Origin of the sequence: Vibrio spartinae (assembly GCF_024347135.1) — a bacterium.
Lineage (GTDB): Bacteria > Pseudomonadota > Gammaproteobacteria > Enterobacterales > Vibrionaceae > Vibrio > Vibrio spartinae.
Window position 1 is genome coordinate 922,913 of record NZ_AP024907.1, and the last position, 13,422, is coordinate 936,334.

At 35.2% G+C, this 13,422-nt stretch carries 13 protein-coding genes; 12 read left to right on the plus strand and 1 reads right to left on the minus strand.

The window, feature by feature from the left end; translation table 11 throughout:
* Positions 1–30: 30 nt before the first annotated feature.
* Positions 31–1,497: a coniferyl aldehyde dehydrogenase gene (locus OCU60_RS04305; protein WP_083602720.1), complete on the minus strand. Its 1,467-nt coding sequence runs from the start codon at positions 1,495–1,497 to the stop codon at positions 31–33.
* Positions 1,498–1,730: 233 nt separating this feature from the next.
* On the opposite strand from OCU60_RS04305, the gene OCU60_RS04310 reads away from it, so the two are divergent.
* From OCU60_RS04310 to OCU60_RS04365, 12 genes are all read left to right on the plus strand, one after another.
* Positions 1,731–2,627 (plus strand): LysR family transcriptional regulator, encoded by an 897-nt coding sequence (locus OCU60_RS04310; protein WP_074374229.1) that lies wholly within the window; start codon positions 1,731–1,733, stop codon positions 2,625–2,627.
* 181 nt (positions 2,628–2,808) lie between these two features.
* Positions 2,809–3,321 carry a YbaN family protein gene (locus OCU60_RS04315; RefSeq protein ID WP_083602719.1) on the plus strand — a complete coding sequence of 171 codons (513 nt, stop codon included), beginning with the start codon at positions 2,809–2,811 and terminating at the stop codon, positions 3,319–3,321.
* 29 nt (positions 3,322–3,350) lie between these two features.
* Positions 3,351–3,554 carry a hypothetical protein gene (locus tag OCU60_RS04320; protein ID WP_159439484.1) on the plus strand — a complete coding sequence of 68 codons (204 nt, stop codon included), beginning with the start codon at positions 3,351–3,353 and terminating at the stop codon, positions 3,552–3,554.
* Between the two features lie 1,138 nt (positions 3,555–4,692).
* Positions 4,693–5,547, plus strand: coding sequence for a radical SAM/SPASM domain-containing protein (locus OCU60_RS04325; RefSeq protein WP_205410518.1), 855 nt, complete (start codon positions 4,693–4,695; stop codon positions 5,545–5,547).
* Complete coding sequence (locus tag OCU60_RS04330; protein ID WP_074374228.1) at positions 5,548–6,687, plus strand: hypothetical protein; 1,140 nt, start codon at positions 5,548–5,550, stop codon at positions 6,685–6,687.
* A gap of 55 nt (positions 6,688–6,742) precedes the next feature.
* Positions 6,743–7,486 (plus strand): geranylgeranylglyceryl/heptaprenylglyceryl phosphate synthase, encoded by a 744-nt coding sequence (locus OCU60_RS04335; protein WP_074374227.1) that lies wholly within the window; start codon positions 6,743–6,745, stop codon positions 7,484–7,486.
* A gap of 14 nt (positions 7,487–7,500) precedes the next feature.
* Positions 7,501–8,055: an isopentenyl-diphosphate Delta-isomerase gene (idi, locus tag OCU60_RS04340; RefSeq protein ID WP_074374226.1), complete on the plus strand. Its 555-nt coding sequence runs from the start codon at positions 7,501–7,503 to the stop codon at positions 8,053–8,055.
* Between the two features lie 102 nt (positions 8,056–8,157).
* A complete protein-coding gene (locus tag OCU60_RS04345; RefSeq protein ID WP_074374225.1) occupies positions 8,158–9,537 on the plus strand; it encodes an FAD-binding oxidoreductase in 1,380 nt (459 codons plus the stop codon).
* A 176-nt stretch (positions 9,538–9,713) separates the two neighbouring features.
* Entirely contained in the window at positions 9,714–10,781 is a 1,068-nt protein-coding gene (locus OCU60_RS04350; RefSeq protein WP_139302140.1) for a hypothetical protein, read from the plus strand.
* 21 nt (positions 10,782–10,802) lie between these two features.
* Positions 10,803–11,417: a rhomboid family intramembrane serine protease gene (locus OCU60_RS04355; protein WP_074374223.1), complete on the plus strand. Its 615-nt coding sequence runs from the start codon at positions 10,803–10,805 to the stop codon at positions 11,415–11,417.
* An 86-nt stretch (positions 11,418–11,503) separates the two neighbouring features.
* A complete protein-coding gene (locus tag OCU60_RS04360) occupies positions 11,504–12,715 on the plus strand; it encodes a glycosyltransferase (protein ID WP_074374222.1) in 1,212 nt (403 codons plus the stop codon).
* Entirely contained in the window at positions 12,712–13,416 is a 705-nt protein-coding gene (locus OCU60_RS04365) for a hypothetical protein (RefSeq protein ID WP_074374221.1), read from the plus strand. Before OCU60_RS04360 ends, OCU60_RS04365 begins: the two co-directional genes overlap by 4 nt.
* Positions 13,417–13,422 lie beyond the last annotated feature (6 nt).

Here is a 13,422-nt window from a genome sequence, read left to right on the forward strand (position 1 = left end):
TTCGTGTTTGTGAATTCAATCTGAATGCGTTTACTGCGCTAAAAAATCTTCCAACTGTGCCAGTTTATCGGCGTAAGGTGCTCTCAGACGCAGATTAGACGTGCCTTCCTGATTTTGGATAACAATCGGTTTGGCATGGCTGAAGCGGCGGAAACCGTGAATACCATGATACGCGCCCATTCCGGATGCGCCAACCCCGCCAAAAGGCAGATCTTCAATGGTCACGTGCGTCATGACATCATTGATGACCAATCCGCCTGAGGTGGTTTGACTGGCAAATTGTGCCTGCTGCGTCTGACTCTCGCCAAAATAGTAAGCGGCCAACGGGCGAGGATGCTGATTGACATAGTCAATGGCATCTTCTGGCTCGTGATAGGTTTTTACCGGCAGGAGCGGGCCGAAAATTTCTTCTTGCATAATCGCCATATCATCCGTTACATCAAGCACCAGATGTGGGGCAATTTTGCGGCTGGATGCATCGAAATCAACTTCATCATCCGGGGAGAGGCTGATCACACGGGCACCTTTTTGTTGCGCATCTTCCAGTAAGTGAACCAAACGTTGATAGTGTCGATCACTGATGATCGCAGTGTAATCCGTATTCGTTTGTAGTGTCGGAAAACTCTGACGAATAAACTGCTGCGCAGCGTCAATCAGTTGTTCCTCTGCGCCTTGAGGGAGCAGGATGTAATCCGGGGACAGACAGATTTGGCCTGCGTTAAAGGTTTTAATGGTCAGGGTTCTTGCCACCGCGGTAGACACATCGGCATCCGGCGCGATGACAACCGGAGATTTACCACCGAGTTCGAGCGTGACGGGCACCAGATTTTCTGACGCAGCGCGCATAACGAGTTTGCCGACCGCGGTACTGCCGGTAAACAGCAGGTGATCGAACGGCAGTGAACTGAATTGTTGGGCGATTTGGCTATCGCCTAGCACCACGACAAATTCCATCGGGTCAAAGTAACGTCCAACCAGCTCGGCAACCAGTTCTGATGTTCTCGGTGTCAGTTCTGACGGTTTGAGCATCACGGTGTTGCCCGCAGAGAAAATACCAGCCAGTGGGCCAAATGAAAGATTCAGCGGAAAGTTCCATGGACTGATGACACCGACGACGCCCAGTGGCTGAGGCTGAATCCGGGCTTGCAGACCTGCTTGTTCAGTGTCGATGGTTTCGGCGGCCATCCATTGGGCAACATGTTCGGCAGCGTGCTGGAGCGCTCGTATTGAGGTCGTAATATCGGCGACCATTGACTGATAAGTGCTGCGGTGTCCGAAGTCTTCACTCATGGCTTGTGACAGCGCGACGCGATTTTCTTTCAGTAAACGAATTGCACGCAGCAGGCGGTCCTGACGTAATTCAGCATCTGCGGGACCCGATTTCAGGTGAGCCCGTTTCATACTGCTGAGAATCGCATTCATCTCATTGAACGATGATGCATCGGAAGAATCGAGGTTCGCTGCGATGCTCTGAGCGGATGATGTTTGAACGGACATATAGACTCCTTAATAAAGCTGACAATGTATGTCGAAGACAGTGATTGATCACTTGGCTTTCAAAACTCAGCGTTTTTGACAATGTAACTGTTTCATTCAACGCAAATGAGTGATTCGACTGCGGTGCTTCAAGATGGGGAAATCATATATGAGAGTAGCGTAATCATGCTAACAAGGTTATTTTAGAGGGGGTATAAATATATTTATGACCTCTTTGAGGTGCGGGAGTTACCATGTCACTTGCTCGTTTAAGAACCTTTGTGGAAGTTTATCGTCAGCGTTCGATCAGTGCTGCGGCAAGAAATCTCAATTTGACGCAACCGGCGGTATCGCAGCATATTGCCGGGCTTGAAGTGGCTGTCGGGAGAAAACTATTTACCCGTGAAGCCTCAGGTGTGGCACCGACGACAGCGGCCGATGAACTGGCGATGGATATCGGAGATAAGTTGGATGCCGTTGAATCGGCGCTGGCGCAGGCGAGGTCGCGTTCGATCAATATGGAAGGCGTACTGCAAATGATTGGTCATGCCGATTTTATGGCTGAAGTCATTGCACCACGGCTCTTACCGTTGTTGCAGTCAGGCATTCGTATCCGGATGCATGCCGGTGATGGGGATTTAGTTCATCATATGTTGGTGGAAGGGCACTGTGATTTGGGGTTTACCGCCCATCCGGTGACGGATAAACGTCTGCGCAGCGAAACGGTAATGGAAGCGCCGGTGATGGCGGTTGCCGCACCGGAAGTGGCAGCCAGAATTGCTCAGGCAGAGGATTTAACGCAGGCTTTGCTGAGTGAGTCGATGCTGACTTATAACCTTGAATTGTCGGTCATTGATCGCTGGCTGAAGAAAAATCACCTCCATTTGGGCAGCCATCCGCCGGCATTGGTCAGTCAGGATTTACGGTCTTTACGCCGTTTACTGATTGAAGGATTCGGTTGGACTGTGATGCCGGACTATTTGTGTCATGAGCACATTCAGCGCGGCGAGTTGCAACAGATCAAAGCCCCGGTAGCAGACACGCGGCTGGAGTACTATATGGCATGGGCGCCCAGTGCGTTGCGTCAGCCACGAATCGCCCATGCCCGACAAACGCTTTTATGGGAGCTGAATCCACAGTATTCAAAGTAAAACGACCGGACGACCAGAGACATACGGATTCAAAGGACAGACCACCAAGCCGATCACAAAGGATGCTCGGGCGAAGCATATTCTTTAGGCGGATGCAAATGAAGTGAAAACACATACGTCATATACTTTCTGAGTGAGACATGGGAGACTGAACACAGCTTAACGCTGAGGTAAAATAACGATGATAAACCGTTCATCTCAACACAGAATGAATGTGGTTGTGATGAACATTGAGCCCGGATCTCGAAGAACATCGGTAAGAGTGATGACAGAACAGCAGCAAACAAAAAAAGCATCAGGGATGCATTTATGGGTTTATAAACTCATTGCGATCGTCAGTCTGATTTTGGCGATTATCGGTGCTGTTTTACCGGGGCTGCCCACAACCGAATTTGTTATTTTATGTGCATGGGCATCAGCGAAAGGCTCCCCCACGATTCATCATTTTTTAATGTCGAAACCCTTTTTCCGCAACATGATTGAAAACTGGCAAAACGGTAAAGTCATTTCCAGAAAGAATAAGATTTTGTCAGCGGTATCGATGTCGGTCTGTTTACTGATTTTACTGTTGCACAAGGTTGCTTTTGTCTGGGTCGCGGTATCGACTATCGGTATGTTGATCGGCAGTTACTACATCTGGAGACGTCCGGAAAAGCTGCCGGACTCTCCGGCGCTGAGGAAGGACGAGATCTGACCCCACAATATTGGCAGCGCTGACCAAGGATGTTACATCGATTAGTTGAGCTTTTAACTGCTTTCCATTTGTGGTTTATGGGCTGCGGTCTTACTTGGTTATTATTATCTGTTGCCGCTTTCGCTGCCATTTTTCTTCTGTACGTTGATGATGACAATTCTCGCTGTGATGATTTGGCTCAAAATTATGGACAGATTGATATCGTGGAACGAAAATTCAGCCAAGCGATGTAAGAGTTGGTCTCGGTGAAGCTTTGCTTGAACGTTATCCGCATGAACTGTCCGGTGGACAACGACTGATTCCGGATGGTTAATTGGCCGAAAAGACTCGTTGTTCCTGTCATGAAATTGCAAATACCTCGATGATGATTATAGCGGTGACAGATTTAAAACCTGAGTATTATGTTTCGTTGTGGGGGCTGTGGTGGTGCGGCTGTACAAAATATTCTGATGGGGGATAAATTTAAGCCGATATTGGGAATGCTGCCGAGAGTCCAGGAGCTTGGTGTTATATCTGTCGGTACTCCGAAAGAATGTTCTGTCTGACCGATAGAATGAATCCCCCAAATCAATACTGTTTTGAGTGGCAGGGTTTGGAAGGGAAACCGATACCATAATTTTAGGAAATAGACATCATCGTGAAGTGTTTCAGGATCTGAGAAGATAAAATAAATCCCTATCCCCCCTAATACCAGTCAGTTTATCGATGGAATTCAACTCATCAGAATATGTGAACGTATCATCTAAAGATATAAAAATAACTGTCAACCGAGTATGAAAATATTCTGAACTGAATCATAGTCTTCCCTGTACTTTATTTATTATAAGCTGCCTCTGAATTATGAAAATCACATTTCTAATTTATATAGTTGATTAAGCTCTATTGTTAAAGTAAGATTAATTCAATCAGTTGCTGTGCAACAATGTTTATTTGTGTTGATTTTTATGTTTTGAAAATTTCTTACATCCCTAGGATTTTGGAGCCTGTAATCCATGGGCGGTAGCATGTTTTTTGGTGTATTACCCTATCAATAGAGATATTTTGATACAAAATACATTTCTCATTTCAGACGACTCGATGCTTCATGAATTATGATAGATAACTCATCACCACAAGTATAACTGCTTTTATTCCAGTCGATGGAATCAAGTTTATCAGAGTATTTTCTAAAAGAATTTTATAGAGAAAAATATCAGTAAAATTCTTGTGTTCCTAAATGAAAATAAATTTATAGTTCCTTCTCCAGAAATGGAAGAAGTATTATTAATTTGACATAGATAAAATTTAAACAACTAAAAATATAGAGTTGTTTTTATTTGCCAATTGCATATTGATAACATATTGATACCAAATTAATGAGGAGGATTAAATATGAAAATGAACATAATAAATAAAGAAAAAATTCGCTATATTTTTAGTCGTATAAAAAGGAAAGGTGTTCTAAATACAGTTAGTGGTATAAATAGAAAATATATTAAATCAAAATCTATAGAGTATTTTTTATCTAAACGAATAAGTAATAATCTGGATATTCCTTATTTCCCTAAAATTTTACAAATAGAAACCAGAAGTGGTTGTAACTATTCCTGCTCATTTTGTCCCACAAATAAAGTCAAAATGAAACAAGGAAAAATGAAACAAGAATTATTTGATAAAATTATAGCACAGTTGAAACACTTTGATGGTTATATCAGTTTGTTTTTTAGAAATGAACCATTGATGGATAAGAGAATTATAGATTGGGCTCAAAAAATAAAAAATGAGACAAAGGCGAAAATAATTATTCAGACAAATGGTTCTCTATTAAATGAAGCAATGGCTCAGGAAATTAGTCAATATGCAGAACTAATTGTGAATGATTACACCGATGATAAAGTTATTATTAATGAAATAGGTAAATGGGAGAATACTATTTCAGATAATTTAATATTTATAACACGAAATGACTATGAAAATCTGACAAATCGCGCTGGAAATATTGGCGGAAAAGAAAAAGTTTTTCTAAAAAACTCATGTGTTAAGCCATTTACTGAATTTACCATAACATTCAGTGGCACTGTCGTTTTGTGTTGTCAAGACTGGACAGAAGAAGCAATTATAGGAGATCTTAATCATCAAAGTATACTTGAGATATGGAATTCAAATAATTTAAATGAAATCAGAGAGCAATTAAAGAAAGGAAATAGAATTGGAATATGTGAATATTGTGATTTTGTTGGGGTATAGATGATGAAAATATTTGATATAATACAAAGTCAGATATCCAAATGTTATACAAGAGGTAATGACTGGAATATTTCTAATAGTAAAGATACATATTTTTACTTCAATAATGAAAATTATTACGAAGTTGAGTTGGATGAGTACATTCAATTGTCTTATATAAAAGATGTAGATAGTGTCATATTATTGCCGACACTATGGGAACGATGTGATAAATATGAAATATTGGAAGCAATTCAACGAGGGATTGAACAATGTCTAAAATTTAATTCTATATTAATGGTCAGTATTCAATCTGGAAGTAATTATAGATTAGACATTATTGATAGTGTTCAAAAACTATTAAGTGAAAACAAAATTTACAATAAATTAATATTATTTCTTACTGATGTCAGGAGTAAAGCATATTCAATTAATCAAACTGTACTTTTAGCAAGAAAAATAAATTGCTCAGCAGTTGGATGGATGGATGATGATGTAATTCTATCTGATGATGCATTTCTACATCTATATGAGGATCTTTGTCATAGAAATTTTATAGGAAGCTCTGGTGCATTGAAATTCCCAACGCCTAAAAAATATCCAACGTCAAAATTTTTAAATTTTGCTAAGAATAAAATGTCTACAAAGAAAACAAAATATCCGCATGGCTGCTGTATGATGGTTGGCCTCTCATCAATAAAAAATTTGATTCCTGCTAGATATATCTGTGATGATGGGTTTTTCTTTTTTGAATTATTGGATATGAGATTAGACAATCCCCAAAATAATATGAAGATAGTGGAACAATCTACATGCCAACATTATGTTGGGGGAAATATAAAAGATACATATTTTCGTATACGTAGATCAATTATTAGTACTCTTATCTATTGTGCTGATTATTCATCAGATAAGTCTTTATATTATTTGAAGGAAATTCAGTTTAAGGGACTATTTCCTAATATGCTCATCAAGAGTTCTGTTAAAGATAAGATTATAAAAAGTATACTTAAATTTATATTTTTAATATGGCACATAATTATATTAATTGAACTGTTTTTCAGAAGAGTTTCGGGAAATCCATTAAGAGAGATCGCATGGTCTGCATACTCGTGGGAAAAAACAGAAAGTTTGAAAAAAAAGAGTTCTTTATTTGATTGATAAATAATTTTATTAAACCAGTTCACTAAATTAACAACGTAAAAAAGAGTTTGCTATGGATGTTTACAAACATATGTCTTCATGTAGGAAGTCAATAATTCCTATTATAGATCCATTTAAGTTTGATAATAGAATAAATATAGATAGACTACTGACTTTTCAGAAATATGCTCCTTTCTGTATAGTCGCTAGTACGGATTGTGAAAACTTTGAAATGAAAGTATCTCCCTTTATTGCTGCCGTATCAAAGATAAAAACTATCCCTATTATAACGCATTTCCCTCCTCAGAAACCAAAAGGCTTTCCCTCATCACCTCATGCAGATGCATTTTTGGCTACATCAGTAATAAATTCTAATATGGAATACTATAGTTCTTTATCATTAGAGAGAGAGTCGATCAAGCAGAGTGTTCAAAACTATGGTGACAACGGCTTCATTAGCTCTGCTGCTTTAGTTTTAGGCGATGATGAAAAATCTCAAAAGTTTGTACAATCAAAGACTGTAGAGCACTCTAAAGAAAGCATTTCCAGAACACTAGAGGGTATAGATTTTGATCCATTAAATGTTTTTTACTTATACTCAAGAAATAGTGTTATTTCTAATGAAATATGTAGTTTTGTTAAATCGATTGTTGGTGATAGAACTCTATTATTTGTTAGCGGAGGGATATCAAATACTGAGCAAGCAAACAGCCTACTATATTCTGGTGCTGATTTTATTTCAATTGGAACTGCATTTGAAGACGTAAATTGGAATAATAATGCAATGAATATATTAAATAAAGAAAGAGTTTATTAAAGGGGAACTATAATATGGATGATGTAATTTTAGTCGACGAGAATGATAATATAATTAGAAATATCAATAAATTAGATGCTCATTTAAGTGGTGATTATCTCCATCGTGCCTTTTCCTGTTTTATTATTAATTCAAATAATGAGGTGTATATCCAGAAGAGAGCACAGAATAAACTACTTTGGCCAGGATATTGGTCTAACTCATATTGTAGTCACCCAAGACCAAATGAAGACATTTCTCATGCTGTGTTAAGACGAGCGGAAGAAGAGCTTGGTATTGTAACTAATGAAGAGCCAATTTTTTTATATAAATTCCAGTATAAAGAAAAATATGAAGATATAGGGTATGAGCATGAATTATGCCATGTATTCATTGTTTTTACGGACACATTACCAAGAGAAAATCCTGAAGAAGTATCTGCTGGATTATTTATTAAAATTGAATGTATTCAAGAATATATAAATAATAATAAATATTTGTGTACACCTTGGTTCAGAAAAGAATGGGAAGAAATATTACAGAATCACTCTGATAAATTATTTCAACCTTCATGTGAATGTTCTAGTTAAAGCATACGATGATTTCACATAATACGATATGTCATCTATTTTGATGTTTTTCATAAAGGTACATCATTGTTTTAATGATGTGATCAATCAGGTTTTGAAATAATGAATACTATTTGGAATGAAAAAAATAAAATTTTCAATGATCTTAATCAATTACATGGAGTTTGTGTTTATATTGATGAAGAATATTTGTCAACATTTTGTACAAACTTTGGCGGAATGTATTCAACACCACCACTTGCTGTCATTTGTGTAAAACGTTTAGATTCAATCACTGATATTATTCACTATTGTAATATAAATGAGATACCAATAAATATACGCGGTGTCGGACATTCTTTTGGTACACAATCACTTTCTAAGGGGATTGTATTAGTAGTATCAGTTGAAAAACCAGTATTTGAACAAGTTGATGAACGTAAATTTAAAGTATCAGCTTTTGAAACATGGCTGTCTATTGAATACTTTTTGAGAAAAAAAGGTTTATCATTTCCTATCTTGACTAGGCATCCTGATACGACTGTTGGAGGAACACTTACTGTTGGTGGATATGGAGAAGATTCATATTTATACGGGAGTCAAGCTTCATGCATTCAATCGTATACACTCTTAACCCCTGATGGGAAAAAGCATCACTGTTCAGAAAATTCAAACTCCGAGCTTTATAACTTTGGACTCGTATCATTAGGAATACTTGGTATTATCGAAGATGTTACTTTTGAAGCTATACCATTGAGATTGAAAAATATACTTTATGTGATAGAGTTTGATGGAATTCTCCACCTGCTAATTTTTTTGATACTTATATCAGAATATTCCAATCTGAATATAGAAGCAATGACATGTCAATTATATCAAGGGCGATACTATGTCAATATGATTCTTAGCAATGATTCTGAACAGATAAATATCATTAATAAAGTTTTAGAATACGAAGTGGTAGGATGCATTTGCTATAAATATCATTTGGTAAGTGATTATAGAGGAAGAACATTTGGGACCTACAGAGATGACCTCTGGAATAGAGATAATGTCAATCTTTGGGGAGACTATTGTGTTGATCAAAATAATGTTATATCTTTTGCCGATTTTCTATTGAATAAAGTAATTAACAATGATGTTTTCATCAAGAACAAAGGTCGGCTTCTTATAATTTTAAAGAAAAGCCCGGATTTAAGTAAATTTTTTCCTTTCGAACCTATATCAAAAGATATGAGTGGGATTGTTTTTGGGTTTGGCGTTTATTTTACGATTCCAAAGAATGTAACTAAAGAATACGAAAAAATTAAACAACTACATAGAGAAATATTAGAAATGTGTATTCTAAATGGAGGTCGTCCTTATCTTGCTGGATGGCATGAAATGAGTTATGAAGATAAATTAAAAACATATGGGTTAGATTATATAAAAATATTGGATCTCAAAAATAAATTAGACCCTAAAGGAATTGTAAATAATTATGACTTTTTTACAGAACATTAGTTACATCGTATGTATTCGGTTGGATAGATAGTTAAAATTATTTGAATATATATTAAATCTAATCACATGAATATATTTGTTTGATGTAATTGTTTGAGGTTATATCAATGATTTACTGTGGAGAAATTAATTTAATGAAGAATATATTGATCATTTGCATGAAAACATGGGGGCGAATGGGAAATTATGAAGCAGCAAAGAAGATTAAATTTGAGCTAGCCAGCAAGGGAATTTTTTCTACAGAACTAGTCTGTTTTGATGAGTTAGTACCTACATTCAGAGAATTTGGATTAAAGATGCAAGAGATTGCTGCAAGTTACCATGAACCTCATATAAAAATGAAGCTGTATGATGAACTGATAGATAGCATAGATTTGTGGATTAGTGATGATAACAATGAGAGGATAGTGAATGAATTATTATTTTGTATTATTAAAAAGGATATGCCATCATTAATTATTTCAACGAAAGGTATTATTTCTAGAGTTATTTATGTGTTAAAAGAAAAATTCAATTTTAATTACAAAACTGTGAATTTTATAACTAACCCAGGTCTATTAGATATTAGAATACATCGACACTTCAGTAGTGACTTAACAATTAGAACTACAGATTATTACCCGAATCATGATATAATTAAAAAATTTAATAAACTGAAAACAGTTCCATTATTCAAGGAAATTCCAAATTATCAAATAAAAAAGCAGGGTGTACCATCTATTTTGATTCTCTGCAATGGGTGTGAAGAAGGCTACTTCGATGTATTAAAAACTTCGTTAGAACACCCATCGAGACCTAAGGTAATCATGGTTATTATTTCAAATGAAAAATTTCTTGATAAATGTATAGAATTAAATAAAAGACATGAAAATAGAGCTCATATTTATAATGCACTAGCTAATAAGGATTATCTAAAGATAGCACTAGAGGCTTCAACAAACAATCGTTCATTCTTATACTCTAAATCAGGCCCGAACACAGTTCTGGAATCAATTAGATTCAATTTACCTGTTTTAGTACATTTCTCCGGTTTACCAATGGAAAGATGGGTAGTTGAGTTAATAAATAAAAGAAAATTTGGCTATTGTTTTGACAGTCAATCTCATGGCGCTGAGTTCATCAAACGGTGGTTGGATAATCCTGAGATCATAACTAAATTTAAATATAATATAGAATCAAGTAAAGTTAATGATATGGATATAACGCTGAAAGATTTACCTGATATAATTTATGATGTTATATAATGAATGTTAAGGAAGTGTTTAATGTTAAAAATGAAAAAATTTCCTATGATAACTGTATTTATAATATGTGTGACGATTTTTTATTCTACATTCGTTTCATATTCATTAACGAACAGCTTTATCGGTAAAGTAAGCATTGTAGATCTAGAGCAGTATGGAGGGTTAACTCCCAACAGATTATATGATCTTGAGTATTGGCGATTTCTGGTTTCTCAGCTTATACATGTTAAGCAGATGCATATGCTCTACAATGTATTATCATTTTTTATACTAGGTCTTGTACTAGAAAAGCATGTTGGTTCTAAATTTTTATTCATTTTATGGTTTACATCTGGTGCTTTGGGAACACTTTATAGCACTAATTTTGTTAGTTATCCTTGGAATATTGGTACGGGAGCATCACAGGCTATTTTAGGTGTATCTTCCTTTGCATTATTGTTAGTTTGTATAAAAGAAAATACTTCTATAATATTAAAATTATCTGTCTTTTTTTCTATGATACCGGCTATTGCTTTAGATCTAATTTATGCTCACTATCCTAAGCCAGGACATATCCTTTCTATTTGTATCGGTCTTATAATGAGTCTGGTATTCTATAGAAAAAATAGATCTTATTTTGATAATGTTAAGATTTGAAAGTAATAGTTATCTAAAAATGAGTATAATAATGTGATTGTTCTTGATTGATACACTTGTGATAAAAATTAGAGAAAGGACTTTTTGTGCGTAATATAATTTTTTTTCTTGAGGAATATCCAGTCTTAACACAAACTTTCGTTCATCAACAGATTGTTAGTTTGAAAAAAGAAGGGTTTAACATAAAAGTTGTATCCATTTGCAAATCTAACACTGATGATTATACTATTCCTTATGTTTGTCTGGAAGATATAAATAACATTCACTCTATATATGCAATATTTAAATTTATTTATTTCTCTATAATATCGGGTCATTTTTTTTCTCGAATTAATTTGTTTAAAAAAAATTGTTACCGTAAACGCTTGTTCTTTAAATTTTTATCTAACCCACCACTGATAAAACCGACTGATATAGTTATAAGTCATTTTGGTATGGCTAGTATTATGGCCGCACAATTGAAAAAGTATGGATATATAAAGAATACTTTATATAGTGTATTACATGCATATGAAATTACAAAAGAAAAAAGCCTTGATGATTTGGGAGATCACTACGGAATTCTATTTGAGCAAGCAAATAGAATTTTTTCAGTTTGTGAACATATGCGTAATCGGATTATCGATTTGGGATGCAATTCTACTCGTGTAGAGGTACTACATCTGGGAGTCGATATTGATGCACTCTCGTGTTTAGATGTAAATGTGTCTAATCAAGAAAAAATGAAAATTATTTTTGTTGGTCGTTTAACAGAAAAAAAAGGATTACCTGATTTATTACTATCTCTAGCACGGCTAAATGGTGAGGTGTCATTTACTTTAGATATTATAGGTGGTGGTGAATTAAGTGAGTACTGTCATGATTTAATATTAAAGCTTCATTTAAATGAGCATGTAAAAATGCATGGTTTTCAACCTCATCACATAGTTTTAGATTTTATGAAAAATGCAGATGTTTTAATCCTTCCGTCCAAAACATCTGATGCTGGTGATATGGAAGGTATACCGGTGGTATTAATGGAAGCGATGGCTATGAAAAAAATAGTACTCTCTACCTATCATAGTGGAATTACTGAATTGATTGAAAATAATGTCAATGGGATTCTTGTCAATGAAGGAGATGTTATCGATTTATCAAAAAAAATATTATATATAAGTAAGTTGAGCAAAGATAAGAAAGATATTATTGGAATGAACGCCAATCAAAAAATAATGAATGAATTCAATATTAAATTTCAGGCTAAATGTTTAGCTAACATTATACTTAATGATGACGTTTATGAAGGGGTAAATAAATGAAATGTGACATTGTTTTTATATCTTATGATGAACCATGTGCTGAATCTAATTGGATGCATTTGAAAAAAAGATTTCCTGACACCAAAAGAGTTCACGGTGTTAATGGTATTTTAAAATCGCATAAAGTTGCTTCTGAGACTGTAACCACAGAGTGGTTTTTTGTTGTTGATGGAGATAATAAAGTTAGAGATGATTTTAATTTTGATCTACCAGTAGAACCGTTATGTTCAACTGCGACTTATGTATGGAGAAGTGTTAACTCCGTTAATGGTTTATGTTATGGGAATGGCGGTGTAAAATTATTTAATAAAAAACTGTTCCAGGGAGTTAAACACTTTTCTGGAGATATGACTATCTCCCTTAGTCCTGATTATCGTATAGTCAATGTTGTTGCTTCAGATACAGTCATTAACACAAGTAATTTTCATTCTTGGAGAGCTGCTTTTCGAGAATGTATAAAGCTTAGTATACCAAGGAAAAATCTTAAAGATGATATTATCCGTAAAGAAAGATTAACAGCATGGAGTTTGATTGATACTCATATAGATTTTGGCGATTGGATATCAATAGGAGCGATAGATGCGGCTCATTTCTATCAAGAGAATATCGATAATATAGATTTCATGTTATCGATGATTAATGATTTTAAATGGTTAAGAGATACCTTTAATTTAAAATATGTTCATAAAAATAATATATAATAATTC